General features: G+C 35.9%; 19 protein-coding genes. 8 read left to right on the top strand and 11 right to left on the bottom strand.

Annotated elements, in window-relative coordinates:
* Window positions 1-15: 15 nt before the first annotated feature.
* From AC27VX_RS14645 to AC27VX_RS14655, 3 genes are all read left to right on the top strand, one after another.
* Window positions 16-822 carry an inositol monophosphatase family protein gene (locus AC27VX_RS14645; RefSeq protein WP_488696337.1) on the top strand — a complete coding sequence of 269 codons (807 nt, stop codon included), beginning with the start codon at window positions 16-18 and terminating at the stop codon, window positions 820-822.
* Between the two features lies 1 nt (window position 823).
* Window positions 824-1,450, top strand: coding sequence for an NAD(P)-dependent oxidoreductase (locus tag AC27VX_RS14650; protein WP_488696339.1), 627 nt, complete (start codon window positions 824-826; stop codon window positions 1,448-1,450).
* Between the two features lie 921 nt (window positions 1,451-2,371).
* Complete coding sequence (locus AC27VX_RS14655) at window positions 2,372-3,028, top strand: hypothetical protein (protein ID WP_236854818.1); 657 nt, start codon at window positions 2,372-2,374, stop codon at window positions 3,026-3,028.
* A gap of 110 nt (window positions 3,029-3,138) precedes the next feature.
* Here AC27VX_RS14655 and AC27VX_RS14660 read toward each other — a convergent pair whose 3' ends face one another.
* Both AC27VX_RS14660 and AC27VX_RS14665 read right to left on the bottom strand, forming a co-directional pair.
* Window positions 3,139-3,609, bottom strand: coding sequence for a hypothetical protein (locus tag AC27VX_RS14660; RefSeq protein WP_300687516.1), 471 nt, complete (start codon window positions 3,607-3,609; stop codon window positions 3,139-3,141).
* A gap of 168 nt (window positions 3,610-3,777) precedes the next feature.
* Window positions 3,778-4,071, bottom strand: coding sequence for a helix-turn-helix domain-containing protein (locus tag AC27VX_RS14665; RefSeq protein ID WP_236854815.1), 294 nt, complete (start codon window positions 4,069-4,071; stop codon window positions 3,778-3,780).
* Window positions 4,072-4,710: 639 nt separating this feature from the next.
* Between AC27VX_RS14665 and AC27VX_RS14670 the strand changes: the two genes are divergently transcribed.
* From AC27VX_RS14670 to AC27VX_RS14685, 4 genes are all read left to right on the top strand, one after another.
* Window positions 4,711-5,235, top strand: a complete 525-nt coding sequence (locus AC27VX_RS14670) for a hypothetical protein (RefSeq protein WP_488696342.1) — start codon at window positions 4,711-4,713, stop codon at window positions 5,233-5,235.
* 727 nt (window positions 5,236-5,962) lie between these two features.
* A complete protein-coding gene (locus AC27VX_RS14675; protein WP_488696344.1) occupies window positions 5,963-7,219 on the top strand; it encodes an NRAMP family divalent metal transporter in 1,257 nt (418 codons plus the stop codon).
* A 185-nt stretch (window positions 7,220-7,404) separates the two neighbouring features.
* Window positions 7,405-8,085 carry a MarR family winged helix-turn-helix transcriptional regulator gene (locus AC27VX_RS14680; protein ID WP_236854809.1) on the top strand — a complete coding sequence of 227 codons (681 nt, stop codon included), beginning with the start codon at window positions 7,405-7,407 and terminating at the stop codon, window positions 8,083-8,085.
* Window positions 8,086-8,130: 45 nt separating this feature from the next.
* A complete protein-coding gene (locus AC27VX_RS14685) occupies window positions 8,131-9,324 on the top strand; it encodes an FAD-dependent monooxygenase (RefSeq protein WP_488696346.1) in 1,194 nt (397 codons plus the stop codon).
* 280 nt (window positions 9,325-9,604) lie between these two features.
* Here the strand turns inward: AC27VX_RS14685 and AC27VX_RS14690 are convergent, their stop codons facing one another.
* From AC27VX_RS14690 to AC27VX_RS14715, 6 genes are all read right to left on the bottom strand, one after another.
* A complete protein-coding gene (locus tag AC27VX_RS14690) occupies window positions 9,605-12,004 on the bottom strand; it encodes a hypothetical protein (protein WP_488696348.1) in 2,400 nt (799 codons plus the stop codon).
* A 341-nt stretch (window positions 12,005-12,345) separates the two neighbouring features.
* Entirely contained in the window at window positions 12,346-12,831 is a 486-nt protein-coding gene (locus AC27VX_RS14695; RefSeq protein WP_236854798.1) for a hypothetical protein, read from the bottom strand.
* A gap of 396 nt (window positions 12,832-13,227) precedes the next feature.
* On the bottom strand, window positions 13,228-13,491 hold the full coding sequence (locus AC27VX_RS14700; protein WP_236854796.1) for a heme oxygenase: 264 nt from the start codon (window positions 13,489-13,491) through the stop codon (window positions 13,228-13,230).
* 40 nt (window positions 13,492-13,531) lie between these two features.
* Entirely contained in the window at window positions 13,532-14,332 is an 801-nt protein-coding gene (locus AC27VX_RS14705) for a hypothetical protein (RefSeq protein WP_488696350.1), read from the bottom strand.
* A gap of 58 nt (window positions 14,333-14,390) precedes the next feature.
* Window positions 14,391-14,729 (bottom strand): cupin domain-containing protein, encoded by a 339-nt coding sequence (locus tag AC27VX_RS14710; protein WP_488696352.1) that lies wholly within the window; start codon window positions 14,727-14,729, stop codon window positions 14,391-14,393.
* Window positions 14,730-14,864: 135 nt separating this feature from the next.
* Window positions 14,865-15,083: a hypothetical protein gene (locus AC27VX_RS14715; protein ID WP_236854791.1), complete on the bottom strand. Its 219-nt coding sequence runs from the start codon at window positions 15,081-15,083 to the stop codon at window positions 14,865-14,867.
* Window positions 15,084-15,491: 408 nt separating this feature from the next.
* Here AC27VX_RS14715 and AC27VX_RS14720 point away from each other — a divergent pair, with 408 nt between their 5' ends.
* Window positions 15,492-16,589, top strand: a complete 1,098-nt coding sequence (locus AC27VX_RS14720) for a calcium:cation antiporter (RefSeq protein ID WP_488696354.1) — start codon at window positions 15,492-15,494, stop codon at window positions 16,587-16,589.
* Between the two features lie 18 nt (window positions 16,590-16,607).
* Here the strand turns inward: AC27VX_RS14720 and AC27VX_RS14725 are convergent, their stop codons facing one another.
* Genes AC27VX_RS14725 through AC27VX_RS14735 form a run of 3 tightly spaced genes read right to left on the bottom strand, consistent with a single transcriptional unit; the run spans window position 16,608 to window position 20,117 of the window.
* Window positions 16,608-18,911, bottom strand: coding sequence for a glycosyltransferase (locus tag AC27VX_RS14725; RefSeq protein WP_488696356.1), 2,304 nt, complete (start codon window positions 18,909-18,911; stop codon window positions 16,608-16,610).
* Window positions 18,912-18,956: 45 nt separating this feature from the next.
* Window positions 18,957-19,985, bottom strand: a complete 1,029-nt coding sequence (locus tag AC27VX_RS14730; protein WP_488696358.1) for a glycoside hydrolase family 130 protein — start codon at window positions 19,983-19,985, stop codon at window positions 18,957-18,959.
* On the bottom strand, window positions 19,986-20,117 hold the full coding sequence (locus AC27VX_RS14735; protein WP_262912471.1) for a hypothetical protein: 132 nt from the start codon (window positions 20,115-20,117) through the stop codon (window positions 19,986-19,988).
* Between the last annotated feature and the right edge of the window lie 148 nt (window positions 20,118-20,265).

Here is a 20,265-nt window from a genome sequence, read left to right on the forward strand (position 1 = left end):
AATACAACAATTGACATGCAAAACGAAATTAATATCCCAATCATACTCAATGCAGTAAGAAAAGTAGGTGATGTCTTTTTAAAAGACTATAAGCAAAATTCCATACCACAGAATATGGACGAACTTTTAAAACAATTAGAGGACATAGATATAGTTTGTCTTACTTCTTTAAAAGAAGATCTGTCTCTGGAGTTTCCCACTATACCCTGGCATGTTGGAGATGAATTTGATACCGACTCACAAAGAAATCCTGCCGCACAAAAAGAATACTGGCTTTGTGATGCCATGGATGGTGCTATACAGTATCTTCAGCATATGGCAGGATGGACAATTAATCTAGCTCTTATCCGTGATGGAAAACCTTTATTTTCTGTCATTTATGACCCATTAGCCAATGAAATGTTTTGGGCAAAAGACGGAGAGGGTGCTTTTATGAATGATAAACCACTCAAGCTTAGCCATAAAACTGATTTGGCGGTAATGCTAGCTGTTTTTGAATATGGCCATCAGGACAAATCAATGAATGATTTGAATAAAAAAATAGGTTCTACAGTTACTAAACTGCTTGATCATTTCGGAATTGTCAGAAACTACGGCCCACACGGTTTACAATTAGCTTACGTAGGTGCAGGAAGAATTGATTTGTTCATTCAGGAAGATATTGATACTTATAATTGGATTGCGGGATTGCTTATTGCCAAAGAATCTGGTGCAGAAATACTGACTTCAGCAGGAGAACCATGGAAATGGGGAAATGAAAGCTTGCTTGTTGCCCCAAAGAATATTACCGAGAAATATCTGCAAATTAAATCATCAAATTAAAATGAATATAGCAATCATAGGAGCAGGAGCCGGAATTGGGTTTGAATCTGTAATGCAGGCGCTCAAAAAAGGACATACCGTTATAGCATTATCAACAAATACAGACCAGCTTCCGGATCATCCTCAACTGATTAAAATAAACGGAAATGCAACATCAGTCATTGACTTAAAAAAAGCTATTAAATGTTCTGATGCTGTCCTGATAACCGTTGGAACCAAAAATAAAAAAGCAACAACTCTTTTTTCCGATATAGCCAATACACTTATCAAAGTGAGCAATGAATTAAATTTCTCTTCACCAGTTTTGATCATCACTGGATTTGGAGCAGGGGAAAGCAAAGGCTATTTAAGTTTTTTTATGCGGACGGTCATTTCATTATTCCTGAAAGAGCAATATGTGAATAAAACAGTAATGGAAGAATTAATCACAAAAAGTAATTTGAAATGGGAGATCATAAGACCAGGAATGCTTACAGAAGGAGAACAAACCTCGTTCTATAAAGTATTACCTGATCTTAAAAAAGGAATGAAGGTCGGAAAAATTTCAAGAGCCAATGTTGCCCACTTCCTTATTACTGAAGCCGAAAATCCTAAAATGCTTTATCAATATGTAGCATTAACAAATTAATTACATATTTTTTATCCTTATGATAAAGGAAAAATTAATGTTAGCTTATTTTAATTATGACAGGAAGGTTCTTTACCTTGTATTTTCCCAGATTGTTTATTTGCATATCCAGTGAGCAGGTTTATATGCTTAAAAAGGCAGATTATGATTCTGCGCAACAAATTAAAATATTGATAAAGCCTTGTCGTAAAATTAATTATAATATTATACCACACGAAAGGATTCGCGCGGTAGCGGGGAGAATAAACCAAGTGCAGATTTGAAAAAGTAAGCCTTATTTCTTTGAGGAAAATAAAAAGTTTGTGAAGTAATTATTATCTTTGCTGCAGAGCAGTGGCGGAAGATAGACGCTAAAGAGATTAGAATAAGCTACCCGGGTTAGGGTGGGTAAGTATAAAGTCTTAAGGGTGCACACTTAGCAGTAACCTTATGGTGTGTGAAGCAGTAACGTGCAGGATCCCTGATAAAACTTATTCGTACAGGTATCAAATCCTGTCTGTTCTATTTCAAATTTGACATCAGCAAAACATACTGAATACGACCGCCTCACCCATGAAATGGAGCTACATTTTATAGCTTTTACACCCTTGTTTATGGAATACTTTGAGAGTGTTATTTTTGGTGAAGAAATCCAGGATTTCCGGCATTACTGTTTTCACTTCCACAATCATAACTAGCTTTCTCATCTATACCGGAAACTATCTCATAGGATAGAGAGATTGTACAAGCAAGTAGACTCAAAACAATACCTAGATATTTCTAATGGTTTTGCTAACCCCTTATTTACATAAAAAGAACCGATAGTCGGGAAAATGGAACTTTAGAGAGAATACTTTATTTTTAGTAAAAAAATAATAAAATGTAAGTTATATGTTGTAATTAGTTTTATTTGTCTATATTTAGTGGATAAACTAAATAACCATGAAAAAACTATTGCTGATAGCAGGTAGTGTATTACTGCTATCGTGTACAACCAGTGAAGAACTAGAAACTTCACTAAATCCAGAATCAAATTCAAAAGAAATTACTTCACAGAATGCTAAACCAACTGGAGCCTATCTTTTTGGAGTTGATAATGTTACATTGAAATGTAATGGGTCATCAAGTCAGTATAATCCAATTAGTGTAAATCCAAATTATCCTTATGTAAGCTCTTATGAAGTGCTTTATGGTGATCTTACTCCAATGTATGGGAGAAATCAAATCAGACTGTCAGAGTTTGTTGCCAAAAATATTTGGGGATATGGAGGTATCTTTACTAGTACCACTGAAGTTTATATTGGAAACAATGCAATGAATGATTTTAATAACTCAAATGTAATGTATAGCTATAAACAAGATTTTACAGTAAGTCAGGACGCAGATAATGCGGCTATATATGGAAGTCTGTTTGGAACTAATGGTGCTTCTATGACAAATGATGCAGCCAATACAGTTTATCATCGTTTTAAATTTGAAATAGACAATTTAATAGCTCAAAACAAAGAAATTGTAGCTGTTCATCTCTACACTGATGGTCTGCTGTGTATACCAAGTGTGAGGTTTATTAAAATGACTGTGAAAGTAAAATCATTATAAGATTCTTATAAAAGTAAAGCCCCTTAATTGGGGCTTTTTTATGTTAAATATATCTCCGGCTTTGGTACCAAAGCCCATATTCTTTTGATCCGTAGAAAAAGTTTTAAAAATTAGCGCAGAAGAAGCCAGATTGAAACTCCAATGGCAGTGTAAGCAGTAACTGTAAGAATGTCAGCTATGGGCTGTGAAAAGCGCTTTTCTGCAATTCTATCGGGATTGATCTGGTTCTTATGGAATTTCAGAATCTTTTTAGGATTACGAACCGGATGGGCCACCAGACTGTCGCTTTCCCACTTGTCAACTATTATTTTATAGCTCTTGCCATCTACATCTATTCTGAAATTTTTATTAGGGGCAAGTTTCTCCTGAATATTAACTGGCGCAGGCGGTGCTTGCTGTACATTCAGGCTTGTAGCAGCTGTTGCATTTTTCATTTGTACATTAGAATTGTTTGCAAGAGCAGTACTTTTTTTAGGGTCCTGTTTACTGTCAGCCGCTGGGTCCGGTTGCTTTTTTACCTGATAAGTATAGCAGCTGGTAAGAGAAAATAATATAATGATGAGATAAAGATTCTTTTGCATTAGCCAAATTTAAGAATTAAACGGAATATTTGGTGTTTTCTTTTGAGAGATCCGTAATTTTTTGTTTTGATAATATTGTTTGGGTTTCTACTGAGCACGGTCTCTTTACTTTGAACCGATAAAAGAAAAACAAACTTTTATAGGAAGTAAGAAAAATTCAAAATCTTATCAAGATTTTTTAGATTTATCTTTTGGAACAGCAATAAGTATATTGTTATTTTTTCTATACTGATCAAAATCAAAATCCATATTAGTTATATTTAATTCAAGGCCAGCTGCCAGCGCTATTTTCACAACAGTTGACAATAAAGGAACATTTTCTTTGTTTATTAATCTGTATACCTGTTTCCTATCAACATTTGCAGCAGCAGCAAGATCGGCTAAGTCGATTTCATTATCACTTATATATTTTTTTATATAATCTGCTACAGCAGCACAATAACTATCCTGAATATCTTTCATTAAATAAATGTGACATATTTGTCAAAATTATCATTGACAAGTATGTCACAAGTCAGATATTTTTCCTACATTTGTTATAATAAGCTACAATAAATGTAGCTTTGCGATACTTCAAAGAATATTAGAAGCTATTGCTTAGAATCTTGTGTTAGAAAACTGGTAATTTTTATGGAAACAAGAGGATAAGTAAACAGCTCACGACCTAGGCGTGGGCTCTCTTATCTGTTTCCAGGGTATACCAGTACCTCTAATGCGGATATTGTAGAGTCCCATGCCGTTTTTATTTTCATGCTGTTCTGCTTTTCTACAATCCTCTTTTTCTAAGCCCGCTTTACCGTATAAAGTATCATGATGCGTTACAATGGGGTGTACAATCCGTTGCGGCCTTCGGGCTTTCTGAAAAACACAAATTTTATCATAAGTTTTATTTTTTGTCTTGTATGGGTGGGAAGTCCGGCATTACAGGGCTTCCTCCCATTTTACAACCGGTAAAACGTGTAACAGAAAACAAATAGTATTAAACAAAAGTTCAGCTGCTGATATCATGAAATCTTCATGGTACAGGAAGAGCTGTGTTCAATCCCTTGGAATTAATGAATGATGAAAAGAAATAATTACTTAATTACAAAAAACAACCGCATGAAAAATAGAAGAACAGATTTTGAAGTCCATTTTTTGGAAGACGATAAGAAGCATTCCGGAGTAGAGCTTATGGAGAATTTTTTTAAGTTCAATGAGCTGGCTGCCTCTAAAGAGAAGCTGAACAACATTACAAACTGTGCAGTAAAAGGAAATACGTGGCTAAAAGGAGATCCCTCTGCTATTTTTCACTTTCGCCAGTCGATGCAGTCGTTTATCCGTGCTGGCTATCTTATTACGCTGAAGAAAAAGAAAAGGCACGCCAGTACTCCCTTAGAAAATGTTTCTCCGTGGCTTCCCGGCCTGCTTTCTGAGAAAGAATACCGAAATCCTTTGCGGGTCTTCAAAAAAGCATTTGAAGAATACAGCATCAAAGAGTTTGACTATTTTATATCCGGCATGGTCTACTTTTCACTGGGAGCCTACGGCAATATACCGGAAAGTAATATCGTCAGTCCGTACATTCATCTGACGAAAATGCTGGATGCTGCGCATCTCATTCTTGAAAGGAGAGGAAAGAGATAGATAGATATTCTGCTGCCGAATGAAGGCTTGAAAAGGGTACATGGCCTTCCAGAGGCCTGTAGGCTCGGTGGAAGAGCCTCGAGGTACTTGGTGAACGGCCTTTAGGTACTTCCGAAGGGGCTTTACCCTCTTGCATAAGGGGCTGGAGGTACTTGATGAACGGTCTTTAGGTACTTCGGAAGGGGCTTTACCCCCTTACCCAAGGGGGGTATAGGTACTTGTATAACCAGGTAGAGGCACTTCAGGAATGGGTAAGGGAAATAGGGCGTACTATACCAAAAGCTAGAGTAATTTTACTATGTTTTTATTTAACCACAAACCGAAGATTCCACGAAGTTAAAAGGCACAAAAGATTTTTAACACTTTAGTTATTTTAAGTTTAAAGTTTTGTGGATATGAAGTACACATAAGTTTTTGAAAATCTTTGATTTTCATCTAAAGTGGATTTTCTTATGCAGAAAGATATAAAACTTTTAAAGTGTACTCAAGTGTTTTAGAATTATACGATATTGAGATTCCTACGGAACGACAATGTTTGCGGATCGGCTAAACGTCCTGTTTGTCATTCCGAAGGAATCCAGCCTCATCTAGTGGGTTTTCATTTACCTAAAAAATTAACTGATAATAATTAAATACTAACCACGTATTGACTTTGAAATTTTACTACCTTTAAGTGGTTGAAGAATGAAGATACAGCAGGCAGACTAATACTGTCGGTAAAATTGCAATGTCAAAACAAAAGAAAGATTCAAAGATTCTCAATTTTTTCAAAAAACTAGGGCCCGGTTTGATTACGGGAGCCAGTGATGACGATCCGTCGGGTATTGCAACATACTCTCAGGCGGGAGCGCAATTTGGTCTTTCCACACTTTGGACAGCTTTGCTTACATTTCCTCTTATGGCAGCCATACAGGGGATGTGCGCAAGGATTGGGCTGGTGACTTCACAGGGACTTACGGTAACGCTTAAGCAGTATTATTCCAAACCGATCCTTTATGGGATGCTTATTTTTAGTTTTCCTGCAATAACTTTAAACATTGGTGCTGATATCCAGGGGATGGGAGCTGTTGCGCATATGATCTGTCCTGTGGTGCCTGTATCTGTTTTTTGTGTTATTATAACGGCCTTGCTGCTTTTTATTATCATAAAGTATTCTTATCAGAAAATTGCTATGATCTTAAAATGGCTGTGTCTCAGCCTGCTGCTTTACATCATTGTGCCATTTATGGTGGGGCAGGACTGGCTGATGGTAGTAAAGAAAACTTTTATACCTACTATCAAGTTTGATAAGGAATTTCTTTCTATTATAGTGGCTATTCTGGGAACCACCATTTCGCCCTATCTTTTTTTCTGGCAGACTACCATGGAAGCCGAAGATCAGGCCCACAAAGGTGTTGTGCTGGTAGACAAGAGGGTTCTGAGTGAAATGAAAACTGACGTCAATCTTGGTATGCTGCTTTCTAATCTGGTTATGTTTTTTATGATCCTGACCACGGGTACCGTACTTTTTAATGGCGGAATCCATCAGATCAATACAGTAGATGAAGCTGCTAAGGCACTGGAACCACTTGCCGGAAAACTCACTTATTTCATTTTTGCAACAGGCGTGCTGGGAACAGGGCTGCTGGCTATTCCCGTACTGGCTGGATCACAGTCTTATATGCTTGCAGAGACATTTGGATGGAAAGCGGGTCTTGATAAGAAATTTGCCCAGGCAAAGCCATTTTATGCTTCTATCATCGTTTCCCTGCTTGTTGGTTTGTCTCTTGATTTTTTTGATGTCAGCCCCATCAAGGCCCTTTTGTATACAGCAATTGTCTATGGACTCACAGCGCCTGTTATGATTGCTGTTATTATGCATATCGGCAACAATAAAAAAATAATGAAGGATCATACCAATTCAAAGTTATCAAATATCTTAGGCGCAATTACCCTGATCCTGATGACTGCCGCTGCCATAGGATTAGTTTATTTCCTTTTTTAAGATCTTACCAAATAGCTTACAAATGTGAATTCCGATTTGGATTTTTCACTTCTCTGTCGGGCTTCTGGCAAGGCTTGAAGGTTCTGTATTCTAATGATGACAATCCATGTCTTAAAATAAACCTCATTATTATTGAATGTTTTCGTATTTTTATTTATATATTTATAATGTAAACATTCTAATATATGGCCACGAAAGAGGTTTTAAAGGAACTTATCGAATATTTATTTGAATTCGAAAATCAATATGAGGGTGATAATGACTATAGTATCACTGATTTTTTAGGGTTTTTAAATGCAAACAAGCCTCATCAGCTTCATGGGACCAGGCAACTGGCGGGAGGTGAAGAAGATTGGGTTCGGGAGAATCAGGATCAGAATACGGAAATTGCGAGAATGCTGGTTTTCAATTATCGCTATGCATCCATGTATTTTAAGAAGGCCTTAAAGGAAAGTAATATCAATACATTAGATGAATTTTCTTTTTTAATCGTCCTGATGACCTACCCATTTCTTACCAAAACCGAACTTATCAGTAAGCTGATTATGGAAAAAACCTCAGGCGTTGAAGTGATTAAGCGTCTGCTGAAGCAAGATCTGATTCGGGAATTTGATAATCCAAACGATAAAAGAAGTATCATGGTCGCCATTACAGATAAAGGCAGAGAAGAATTGTCCGGGTTATTACCTAAGATGGGCATGGTAGGGAATGTAGTAGTGGGGAATTTAAGACCAGCTGAGGCAAGTTCACTGTCATTCCTTTTAAATAAACTGGATTATCACCACAATGATCTATTTATGAACTACAGAAATATGAGTCTGGAAGAGCTTTCCAAAAAATCGGAAGCTGTAAAAAAAAGTATATAAATGCCTTTTAAAAATGTTTTACCAGTTTAAAATTTTAGAATAAAAATGAATAGTAAAAAGAAAGTGCTTATATCCGGTGCAAGCATTGCGGGCCCAACTTTGGGATTTTGGCTGGCTAAATACGGTTTTGAAGTAACGATAGTGGAGCGGGCAAAATCGTTGAGATTAGGCGGGCAAAATCTTGATGTAAGAGGAGCCGGGCGTGCTGTTGTAAGAATGATGGGGATAGAGCAGGAAATACTTGCTGCCAATACAGGTGAGATTGGTTTACAGTTTGTTAACCGGAATAACGGGGTTGAAGCAGAATTTCCGATAGAAGGCAGTAACAGTTTTACGAGTGAAGCCGAAATACTACGGGGAGATCTGGTAAATATCTTATATAAACATACTAAAGATGATGTACAATATATCTTTGGCAAATACATTACAGCCATAGATCAAGGGATTGATAATTTAGAGGTTACATTTAGTGATAACGAAAGCAGAGTGTTCGATTTGTTGATCGCCGCTGATGGAGTGAGGTCTACAACCAGGCAATTGATTTTTGGAGATGAACCGGAATTGAAATTTACAGGGCTATATAATGCCTGGTATACAATACCGAGGATAGAAAGGGATACTCAATGGGCGCGCTGGTATACAGCACCGGGATCCCGGGTTATGGTGCTTCGTCCTGACAATCATGGGACCATAAGGGCTTCTTTCAGCTTTTTATCGGATGATAAAAGCTATCTGGTCCAATCTGACAGCGGGCAAAAGAAAGTGTTAAAAGCTAAACTTTCGGGTGCCGGATGGGAAGAGAAGCGCTTAATGGAAGCAATTGATAATAACAGCGATGTGTATTTTGATGGTATCAGCCAGGTTCATGCATCACGATGGTTTGACGGCAGAGCAGGTATGATTGGAGATGCAGCTTATTGTCCGACTCCTTTAACCGGTATGGGAACTACGCTGGCTATAGTAGGCGCTTATTTGCTGGCTGGTGAACTGTCCCGCCATGATCATCATGAAGATGCATTCTCAGCGTATGAAAAACGGATGCGTCCATTCGTAGAAAAAGTTCAGAAATTACCTCCGGGAGTTCCATGGCTTGCTCATCCTAAATCAAAACTGGGGGTTAGTGTGGTGAATACTGCGGCTTCCATTGTAGCAAGCCGTCCTTTCAAGATGATTGGCAGACTGTTTAGCCGTAAAGAAAAAGAGGTTACTAAAGATGAAATCGAACTTCCTGTATTTTAAAGCTAAAAGGCTTTAATAAATTTTAGATGCGACAATTGGCAGTATATGTATATCAACCACTATGTTTAGACGGTTTTTTTTTACTGTAAATCCATAAAAAGAAGTGGATTGCCCCCAAAAAGGTAGACCCTTTTTAGGGGCATTTTTTATGTATAGAAAAGTAAAATTTAGCGTTGGCTTCAAATTAGAATGTATTGAACTCTACAAAAATTCTCATCGTTCTATGAGATCTATAGCAACAGAGAAAGGATTCAAATTTCTGCTAACTCTTTCCAAAATATTATTTTAAGATTTCTGTATCATAAAGAAGATTGTCATCTTCATCAAAACTTATTATCAGTACTTTATATTGTTTTGCAGTGTCATTATTGAAAAATTTAATTCTTGGGGGAACATAATCACTGTCAAATAAATTAGGGTTCCAATACAGTGTTTCGCGGGTGTCATTTTCAATTTTTGCCGGAGAAGTATCATCTATCATTTCAATAGGGAATTCTGAAGGTTTATCATAGCCTTTTAGTATCGCTGAGTTATTACTTTGGGTTTCTTTTCCGCTGGTCTTAGATTTCATATCACCTCTCATGGTATAGATGGCTACTGCATTGCCTATTAATCCTGATTCTTTAATAATTTTTACCATCGCAATATTGTTTACAGGAATACTTGTAATCATAGAAGGGTCAGTAGGTACTTCATCCAGGTATAATTTAGCCTGACTGCCCCGAATGTAAGGAACATTCACTCCTGAATTGTTTCTCTGAAAGGTTAATCCGGCAGCTCTTCCCTGCAGCCAGTCTAATATATTGCTTGATCCGGAGGCATGCTGGTCCTCATTTACAAAATCAAATATAGTAGTATTCATAGAATTAAACATTCCGGTAGACAGTTGTTTGTTTAACTCTTCTTTGGGATCTTGTTTTTTTCCGACCAATTTTACTTCTTCAATCTGAACATCAGCATTTTCCATTTTTTTTATGTTTTTCTGAGTGTTGAGCGCTCTGGAAATGGCTGTAGAAGGCTTTTTATTTTCAGCAGTTTTCACCAATTTGTATTTTGTAGCAGGGAAATTACCTTTAAACTGGGTGGGATTTACCAGAGGTTCTGCTGATACAAATAGATTGTTCGTATTTGATTCTTTACCTTTTTCTGCATTTACAAATAATGAAACACTCAAAGGGTCATCAAAGTTAAGATTGTCTAAGTAAACATATCCATTTTGATCGGTTTTAAAGAGATTAATGATCGGTTCTTGCTTGCCTAATCTCAATGCCAGAGTTACATTAGTATCCCTAAGCATCGCATTATCTTTAATTGGTTTTACTTTATAAGAAAGAAAATTCAGAGAATTGGTTTTAATGGGAGGGAAAGCGCCACTCAGTACAGAATTCCAGTCAAATCTTTTCCAGTTTTCAGAAATAAGCAGAGCGTCTAAAGCTTCACTATTGGCATTTTTAGAAAAATATTGTGCGGGTGTATCTATTCTTGTAGTGAGATCTCCTGTTAACCAGAGACTGCTCAGTATATTTTCTTCTTCAGAATTGTTTGTACCATAGTCCTCACTTACGACAACTGTATAATTTTTAAAATATGACTCTGGAGAAAGATCAATGCTGTTGAATGATCTTGGAGTTGGTTTTAAACTCTGAGCTACAATTTCTGCTTTCTCAATCTTTAAATTATTAGGTCTTATAAAGCAAAGTCTTTGTGCAACAAGATTGTCCTGCTCATCAAAAATGGCTAACTGCAAAATACCATTGGCCCCGTTGCTTACTTTTGGGGGAATAAGGCTTGAAGCCTCATTAGTCAACTGATTAATGTTTGCCCGATACGCAAGATGATTATTGATGGTTCCTACAATTTTATAATTTTGGAGCTGTTGTTTTAAGTTGATTCCTTTTAAGCTGTATTTAATCCCTTCTTTAGAGCTGTAAACTTCCAGATTGATGCCGCTGTCTGCTGCTTCCGGTAAATCTATTGTTTGTTTTCGTCCTGCATTATCCTGAATAATAGCCTGGTATTTTTTTCCTGAAGCAGGAGTTATTTTAAAAGAGGCAACATTTTTATCAAATGAGGTAAACGTTGTGATAGACACATTTGGATTCTTTGTATCTACTATTTTTCCGCTAAAGTTGTCCGGTAAAGAAGTATTACTTGATAGTCTTACAGCAAATTTTGTCGGCACACCATTAATAAAAGTTCCACCTTCAGGAAAAGCTTTGGCAGACCAGTCCGAACTTTTAGATATTTCTAATGTTTCGGCAGAACCTGGATTGTAAATAGGAATAGTTTTAACAATCTGAAAATCTTCATTAAAATTAGTCATGTAGGGAGTATAGGCCCTTACAAAATAAACTTGCTCGGGAAGATCTTCTTTCAGTTTGAAATCCCCGCTGCCTTCACCATTGGCCAGAACTATCGTTTTCCAGTCTATTAACTTTTTATCGGAATTGTACAATTCAACAAATAGAGTAGTAGACAGGGCAGAACGATTATAACCATCAAATACAAAGCTTTTGAACCAGATCTGGTCACCTGCTGCATATTGAGATTTGTCGGTCAATAAGTACACTTTTTCCTGTTCGTAATTATTCTCAAGATTGGTAATTGCTTTTTCCAGTTTAGTTTGGGACAATACGGGTTGTATACTTGAAACAAGCAATAAAAAGAATATATTTTTCATAAAGATCCGTCGCATTTTTAATGCAGCGCTAAATTACTCATTTAAAGATTTCAAAAATCCATATCTACCTTCTATTATGAATAAATTAAGGATATTTTAACTATTTATGGATGCTTCTGCCCTGTTTGTAGCAGGTTTTGCATTATAAATACGGGTAATTTAATGATAAATGCAATTAGTATTCTTGTAAATAAAAAGAAAAGAGTTTAAAAAAATCTCCAAAGTTATGAGACTTTGGAGACTAAGATATAAAGCCTGATAACAGGCGGTCATAAGCCCGAAGGTATCGAACTGTTTTATGGGGAATCAGAGGCTATCCCTGATGTATTAATTGTAAATGATTATTTTTTAGGCTTTAAAGAAAGATTGTCTACATACACTGCCTGATGTACGCTATTCAGTAACACTTTCAGCCCCAGATAGGTGTCTTTTTTCAAAGAAAGGTTAAATACTTTTTTATCCCCTGTTATCTTTGAAGGCTTGGCTATTGAAACATATGATTTGGGGTCTGCTGCATTGTTTATTGAGAAAAGTTCCAGTGTTGTATCTCCTCCGTTGTCAGAAATATCAAAGGTAAGGGTATAGCTTCCTGCTTTAATTTTTGGGGTCACCAGATACATATTCTCTCCAGGATTGTTCATGGAGTAAAATATAATTCTTTTATCATTGGCATAAAGCATTGCTTTTCCTGACTGTACACTCCAGCATTTGTTAATATCTTTCCAGGTATCAAAATTTTCAACAATTGTGGATACAGCTGTACACTGTGCATTTGCTGTTAGAAATCCTCCAAAAGCGAGTATTCCTGCAAAAATGAATTTTCTCATATATTAGTTATGTATTATCAGGTAAAAATAATCAAAAAAGGTCGTTTTAGAAAGGGGTTAAGGTCAGTATTTTATTTTTCATTACAAAATAGAGATGTCCTACATTCTAATGCTTTGATGATGGCTTACGAAAGATGGATGATCTTTATGATAGAATAGTGGATGCTTTTTGGATGTTATGAATAATCCGGCTCCGGAAGTTTATTTAAATGTTCTAAAAAACGATTCTAAAACGGTATCTCTATGATCGTATATTGTTTTTCCGCAAAGCCGGGAGACAATCTGGGGCCTTATTTCAGGAAAACGACAAAGTTTATAGTAAAAAAAAGCCGTAAATCAGAGATGGTACCAGAAGCATAAATTCTGCAGGTCAAGATGTGTTGTTGGCTTTATTTTTCAGATCACATCATAATCATTTAATCCTGCCACAAAGTAATGTTCAATTGTCTTCTGTGCTCTTTTACACATTAATATAAGATCATTAACCGAGGTGCCTTCAAAGGTAAAGTCATCATGAGTTTTAACGATGTATTCTGTTACTATTTCAATGTCTATTAAATCGAACGCAGCCAAATCAGTTTTCAGCCTTCGTTCTTCTTTAAAAAATGAAATGTTTCGGGAAAAGGAATTTTTAAACTGAAAAAGATGTATTGTTTTCACGGCACAATTATTTAAAAGGTTTGTGGAATTAAGGTAATAATCATGTATTAAGGTTATCTTTCATTTTTCCATTGATCCATTTTTTAAGCATGAAGTGTTCTGATGGAAGATGGTACATACCTCCTGAAAGTATATTTAGAATATTGCCCCAAAGACTCTTTTTTTTACTGAATTCATGACTGTAGTCTGTTATTGTTTTCAAATATTCCTGCTCATATTCTCTTGCTTCCTTTAAGGTGTACTCTTTCGGAATATTTTTAATAATATCCATGGTAATACTATTGAAAGTTTTAGGAGTATACTTTTCAATAAAGTCTGATTCCAGTCTGCATATATTGGTAAGCGGAACGAGTAAAGAGAAAATTTCATCATAGAAACTGCATATATTTGTTTCCCATGATAATTTTTCCTCTTGTGGTAAGATCTGAGAAGCCCGCTGGATTAGTTTTTCATTGTTTTCTTTTAGGTCTTCCATATACGTTTTGTTTTGCTGCCAGAATACATATGAATTGATTTTATTTTTTTTAACAATATTTTCCAGTATATATTCAAATTGGACTTTGATATATTGTATGCTGTCATTCCCATCCTGCAAAACGGTTTGCCAAAGATTATGCTTGCTTAAACTGCAATGACTGCTGAATACTAATCTTGAGTTATTATTAAGACTATTTAATTCTCTGAGCATTCGAAGAATTTCTGTTGCGTCTCTTTCTAAAGTGATATTGGTATTTCTGATGTAGAAAAGAGAGACAAACTGAGAGTAATACGCTTTTCTTGAAATGTTTTTTTTGTTTCGGAGTCCAAATCTGTTCTTTGGATGCTTATTCAGCTTTTTCATTAGAATTTTTATTATCTTTCTTTTTTATTGATCTCTTTTTCAAGGACTGTCAGCTATTTTATTCATAACCGCTTTTTATGATGGTCAGAATCATTTTAAAGCGTTTATTTCCTTTTACTGAATTGGGTTTGTGCGCTGGAATAATAATGGATTCCCCTTCTTCCAGAAAATAGGATCCGCCATCTATAATAATTTCTGCTTTCCCATCAATAATCTGCGCTACAGCATCAAAAGGAGATGTTTTTTCTGGTAACCCCTCTCCATCATCAAACGAAAGAGCGCTGATAGCACCGGTTAATTTTTCAATTATCGTCCTGCTGACAACAGAATTTGAAATATATTCTACAATTTGCGTGGTAGTATATACTTTTGATTTGTCAAGTTCTTTATGATTCATCACCGTTTGTTTAAAAGTGAAAAGCGGGGGTATGATATATAAAAGGGATAGAATCGCCTGATTTCTATCCCTTTTTTTCAGCTGAAACCCTTTAAAAGTAATTTCTTCGTGATTTTAACTGTATCTGTAAACACTTTACGAAAGATTAATCTCTTTTATGATATTGAGAACCTCTTCACGGTTTTTTCTCAGCCTGTTTCCGATTCTTTCGAGCATTTCCTTTTCTTTACCTACCTCTAACTTTAAATCGTAGTCTGTCAATGTTGAAAATTTTTCTTTCAGCTGCTTAGACTGCACATTCCAGTCTCCCGGAATTTTAGAAGATTTGTTGTCTTTGTTGTGGTTTGTGTCCATGATGTGGATTTTGGTATAACTTAATTGTTACTATACAAAGGTGGACCTTTTACAACAGGATGTATTATAGATTGTTATTTTAATATTGCACATATCACACCTTTTCCGTTTTTCCGATATTACTTGTTATCACCGGTAGAAACTAATTGATACGGAGAGAAAAATATTTTCTATATACTTCTAATAAGTTATTGATATTTTGTATCTTAGCGGTTTACTACGCTAAATGAAGGTTTCATAGTGACAGTTTGGTGTATTTACTTCCTTCCTTACCCTATTTGATATTTCCGGTTTGATATTTCTGAACTGCTTCAAAATATTAATAGAAGCTCTTTTCTAAAAGGGAATATAAACCAGTTAATTTTCTCTGAAAGACAATTCAACTGTACAAAATTTATTACGGTTTTTATGAATACAAAAAAATATTTAGGGATGTGGACCCTTTTAGTTCCCATTCTGGCATGGCTCTTCTATTTTGGAAATGCTGTTTTTTCTTCAGGTTTTTATTCTGTGATTCTTGCTTTATTCCTGATGGGAAGTGTCCTTGCGGCAGTTTATCATTCCGAAGTTATTGCCCATCGTTTGGGTGAACCTTTTGGCACTTTACTTCTTGCGTTTGCCATTACAGTAATAGAGGTAGGATTGATTATTTCCATAATGATGGGCGCCAAAGGTTTGGAAACCATTACGCTTGCCCGAGATACGGTTTTTGCAGCAGTGATGATTATCCTTAACGGGATCATTGGTAGCTGTATTGTGATAGGTTCTTTAAGATACAGGGAACAAAGTTTTACCTTGCAGGGGGTAAGCACAGCGTTGATCACTCTTACCTCCGTCATTATTTTTGTGCTTATCCTGCCTAATTATACTGTAAGCCACCGCGGAGGCGAATATACCTCATTTCAACTGCTCTTTATAGCTTTGATCTCATTGGGGCTTTATTTAGGCTTTACCATGATTCAGACGCTCAGGCACCGGAGCTTTTTCATTTCTCCGCAAAATAAACTGGCCGGAAACTTGTCTGAACAAACTGATCATGGGAAATCTTCCGGTAAGAATCTATACATCAGTTGTGTATTGCTGATTCTTTGCCTTGGAGTAGTTGTTTTATTGGCAAAACTCCTTTCAAAAGATGTTGAACATATCGTGGTATCAGCAGGAGCTCCAAGATCTTTGGTGGGTATAATTATTGCCGGTATTGTTCTTCTTCCGGAGGGAGTGGCTGCATTCAGAGCCGCTAAAAGTGATCAGATCCAGACCTCATTGAATCTTGCATTTGGTTCTGCTCTCGCAAGTATTGGACTGAGTATTCCTGCCATTGCAATTATATCTGTAATAACCGACATAAGAATGTCATTAGGCATAGATATCAAGTCAACAATACTTCTTGGGTTGTCCCTTTTTATTATTACCGTTTCACTGGCGACCGGCCGAACGAATATTATGCAGGGATTTGTACTGATCGCTATATTTTTAATTTACCTGTTTATTACGATTGTTCCATAATTATTATTTCTGCAAAATTCAAGTTAAATGATCCGCATTTAGCAATGATTTAACAGGTACTTTGGAGAAACACAGTCTTGCCATAAGATAGCTGACTGTGGATTCCGCACCCTGATTAAGATTTACATTTTTTTCCTCCAGGCCGTCATAGCAGCCTCCCGTTGCAGGATTATAGATAATTTGATTTAAATGGTTCTTTCCCAAAAACCAAATAAAAGCATTTTTCATCAGTTGTAAATATTTTTCATCCTTAAAAACCCTGTAGAATGCAGATAGTGCAAGGATGGTATAAGCAACGTCAATAGGCTGTTCCCCTCCAATGGTTTCAGGTATTTTAACGGTGTCTTTTTGCAGCCATCCTTTGTTGGAGATCACTCTGATGTCTCCTTTGATAAATATTTTAGAAAGCAGAAACTGAAAAGATTCACTGGCAATTTGTTGATAAACTTCTTCTTTAGTGGAGATCCATGCACATAACAAAGCTTCAGGTAATAAACTGTTGCCATAGGTCAGATAGCTTTCAAACCAATGCCAGTCATTGTGTTTTTCATGCTGGTACATTTTTACGAGCCGGTTAGCCAGTTTTTTTAATAGTGGAATGTTTTTTTCGGAATTTTGATAATATAATCCCTTTATAATAAAAGCCATGGCTCTGGTAGAATAAATGTTTTCCAGAGAGAAAATACTTTTTTTTAAGATTAGTTCTGCTTCTTCAGAATACTGGTTAGGTAAAATTTCTTTTATTGAAAGTAAATAACCCAGTGCCCAGATGGCTCTTCCATTGGAATCTTCCAGATTGGTCTCGTAGTTTTGCTGTGTAAATTTTCTGTGCTGGTCTACATAATTGAGAAAATTACCATGGGGCTGTTGACAAAACTTAATTACATTCAGATAAGTTGAAATTAAGGCAAGGTCTGATTCATCTCTGTATAATTCATAATGCCTGCATACTGCAATCAGCGCACGGGCATTATCATCTAAAGTATAACCCGAGTCTATATCCGGTTTATTGATTTTAGAAAACTGGATCATTCCAAAATCTGTTGTCATATTTTTGAGGTGGCTGAGATTGATGGCAGGGAATGTATAGTTTAGTTTTATTGTATCTTTACCATGTTGCTGAAATAGCAGGGCATGTAAAATAGAAGAGTTTTCCCAAGCTGTCGGAGCCATTTTTTCCAGACTTTTTAAACGTAGCTTTTCCTGTATATTTTCATTTTTCAGCAAGAGGTTCACAGCAGCAGCAAGCTGATCCGGAGCCTCAAAATCAATAATAATACCCGTATCTTCTTTTAACACTTCCAAAGCATGTGGAATAGGAGTTGAAACAATGGGACATCCACAGCTGATGGCATAAGAAAAGGTGCCGCTTACAGCCTGATTTCTATCCTTTGAAGTAAAAAGATAGATATTCGTGAGCTGAAGATAATCTAATAACTCATCCAAAGGCAGGTACTGATTAATGAAGAAGGTATGCTTTTCTAAATTAAGTCTTTGAATGGTTTCCTTCAAAAAAATCCGATACTTTTCACCCTCACTTTTGATGATGGTAGGATGGGTTTTTCCAATAATCAGAAACATCACATCCGGATTCTGAGAAATGATTTCGGGCAGTGCTTCCAGAGTTGTTTCAATATTTTTTCCGGAACCCAATAAACCGAATGTGGAAAGAATTTTTTTGTCTTTAAATCCGTACTTCGTTCTGAGGGAAGTTTTATCAATAAATGGCAGTAAATGGGTACCATGTGGTATCACTGTAATTTTATCAGTGGGAATATCATAGTCATTTGAAAGGATATCTGCTGAAATACCTGTCATTACAATAATAGATTTGGATAAATTGCTGATTTTTTGCACTTTTTCTTTTAATTCCTGATCCGGTTTAGGCAGAACAGTATGAAAAGTAATGATGATCTCTTTTTCTAAATGCTGAAGGAAAAGGGATAATCCATTTTTTGTTTCATTAAAAAAACCGAACTCATGCTGGAGCATTACAAGTTGAATATTGTCATTTTTATTGATCCGGTCAGCAAGCTCCAAATAAGAAACGGCATCTGAAGTATTTAACCTATATTCCACCTTTTCTGTATACTGATAACTTTCATCCCCGGTTTCCATTGGACAAATAATTATTTTAAATGATTCTTTAAACTTTAATTGTAGAGATCTTATAAGGTCTTCACAGTAAGTTGCAATACCGCACACCTTAGGAGGAAAAGTACTGATGAATACAATTTCAGGTTTATAATAAATTGTGTTTTTTTTATTTTGAGACCGTCTTTTTATCTTTTCCTCCACGTCTGGATGTATATTCTTATTCATGTTAATTTCTATTTTAAAGTGTGAGATTTCTTATTGAATGATCAGTTATGATGTGTAGTGCAGCAATTCCTTTAATAGCTCTTTGATGCTTAAAGATGCTACAGCAATTCTTTTGTCTGCAGCACCGTAATAAATATAGAGAGTATCATCCTCTACAATGGCTCCGGTTGGAAAACAGACATTGTTGACTTCTCCTTTCACCTCCCATTTTTCTTCAGGTTTGAAAAGGGGATAAGGAAGTCTTGATATTTCTCTTTCAGGATGGTCAAGTTCAAGTAAAGCTGCACATGCGCTGTACACATAACCTTTAACGGTATCATGAACGCCATGATAGATCAGCAGCCATCCGTGTTCAGTTTCCATAGGGGGGCATCCGCCACCGATGTAGCTTAATTCATGGTCATATTTTGGCGATAAAACAATATGATCTCTGAACTGTAGAAAATAGACTTTCCAAAAATCAGGGGTTAGATCTTCAATGCTGTCTATATCCACAATCTGAATATCGGGTCTTATACGATGAAGAAAATATAACTTTCCGTTTATTCTTCTTGGAAAGAAAATTACATTTTTATCCCAAAGAAATATATCCTTATTTTTTTCGTGACCTGGTGGAAACTCATTAAATCGTTTGTATTTCTCAGCTATTGCTCCCTCCGTTTCTGATAAAAGTTTAAACTTTGTATAGGAAATTGTCGGAACAATTATGCCTTTTTTTTTCCATGATGTAAGGTCTTTGGAAGTAGCCAATGTTCCCAATGCATTTATGCCGTCATAGCTGGTATAAGTAAGGTAAAACAGATCGTCAATTTTTACAATTCTAGGATCCTCCGTTCCGTGTTTATCATAGTCAAACTCAGGGATGATTATTGGGTGCTCAGACCTCATTTCTACAGTCTTGTAATCTGAGAGCATACAATATCCGATGCTGGAGAAATTATTCCCCGCCACGGCTCTGTAAAACAAATGGATCTTTCCATTATTATAGATAACAGCAGGGTTTAAAACACCTTCACTTTCAAAGTCTAATGCTGTTTTCCGGAGTATAATTCCTTCTTTTTTTATGGTTACCATTCAATTAGAGGCTTCCCGGCCTTCATTTTCTTTATCTATTCTTTTATTTATTTTATCCTCCCGTTTTTCTTTTACAGATTTTGAGGGTGGTGTTTTGTCTGACTTCTTTTTTCCATCTTTTTTCTTTGACATTGTAAAATATTTTTGTTCACTGTAAATCTAGATCCTTAAAAAGGGAAAGCTTTGTAATAGTCTTTTAATTTGTTATATAAATCATAGATATTTATAAATTAATGAAGTAACTTTGAATAAATGACTGTTAATGAAATAATTGGCAGTA

Source organism: Chryseobacterium sp. 14P4.3.2 (assembly GCF_057799275.1).

Bases quoted from the DNA above. Each gene is read 5' to 3' on its own strand.
- AC27VX_RS14645 (WP_488696337.1), top strand. From the start codon at position 16: ATGCAAAACGAAATTAATATCCCAATCATACTCAATGCAGTAAGAAAA.
- AC27VX_RS14685 (WP_488696346.1), top strand. From the start codon at position 8,131: ATGAATAGTAAAAAGAAAGTGCTTATATCCGGTGCAAGCATTGCGGGC.
- AC27VX_RS14690 (WP_488696348.1), bottom strand. From the start codon at position 12,004: ATGAAAAATATATTCTTTTTATTGCTTGTTTCAAGTATACAACCCGTA.
- AC27VX_RS14675 (WP_488696344.1), top strand. From the start codon at position 5,963: ATGTCAAAACAAAAGAAAGATTCAAAGATTCTCAATTTTTTCAAAAAA.
- AC27VX_RS14715 (WP_236854791.1), bottom strand. From the start codon at position 15,083: ATGGACACAAACCACAACAAAGACAACAAATCTTCTAAAATTCCGGGA.
- AC27VX_RS14670 (WP_488696342.1), top strand. From the start codon at position 4,711: ATGAAAAATAGAAGAACAGATTTTGAAGTCCATTTTTTGGAAGACGAT.
- AC27VX_RS14695 (WP_236854798.1), bottom strand. From the start codon at position 12,831: ATGAGAAAATTCATTTTTGCAGGAATACTCGCTTTTGGAGGATTTCTA.
- AC27VX_RS14680 (WP_236854809.1), top strand. From the start codon at position 7,405: ATGGCCACGAAAGAGGTTTTAAAGGAACTTATCGAATATTTATTTGAA.
- AC27VX_RS14655 (WP_236854818.1), top strand. From the start codon at position 2,372: ATGAAAAAACTATTGCTGATAGCAGGTAGTGTATTACTGCTATCGTGT.
- AC27VX_RS14725 (WP_488696356.1), bottom strand. From the start codon at position 18,911: ATGAATAAGAATATACATCCAGACGTGGAGGAAAAGATAAAAAGACGG.
- AC27VX_RS14730 (WP_488696358.1), bottom strand. From the start codon at position 19,985: ATGGTAACCATAAAAAAAGAAGGAATTATACTCCGGAAAACAGCATTA.
- AC27VX_RS14735 (WP_262912471.1), bottom strand. From the start codon at position 20,117: ATGTCAAAGAAAAAAGATGGAAAAAAGAAGTCAGACAAAACACCACCC.
- AC27VX_RS14720 (WP_488696354.1), top strand. From the start codon at position 15,492: ATGAATACAAAAAAATATTTAGGGATGTGGACCCTTTTAGTTCCCATT.
- AC27VX_RS14650 (WP_488696339.1), top strand. From the start codon at position 824: ATGAATATAGCAATCATAGGAGCAGGAGCCGGAATTGGGTTTGAATCT.
- AC27VX_RS14705 (WP_488696350.1), bottom strand. From the start codon at position 14,332: ATGAAAAAGCTGAATAAGCATCCAAAGAACAGATTTGGACTCCGAAAC.
- AC27VX_RS14660 (WP_300687516.1), bottom strand. From the start codon at position 3,609: ATGCAAAAGAATCTTTATCTCATCATTATATTATTTTCTCTTACCAGC.
- AC27VX_RS14665 (WP_236854815.1), bottom strand. From the start codon at position 4,071: ATGAAAGATATTCAGGATAGTTATTGTGCTGCTGTAGCAGATTATATA.
- AC27VX_RS14710 (WP_488696352.1), bottom strand. From the start codon at position 14,729: ATGAATCATAAAGAACTTGACAAATCAAAAGTATATACTACCACGCAA.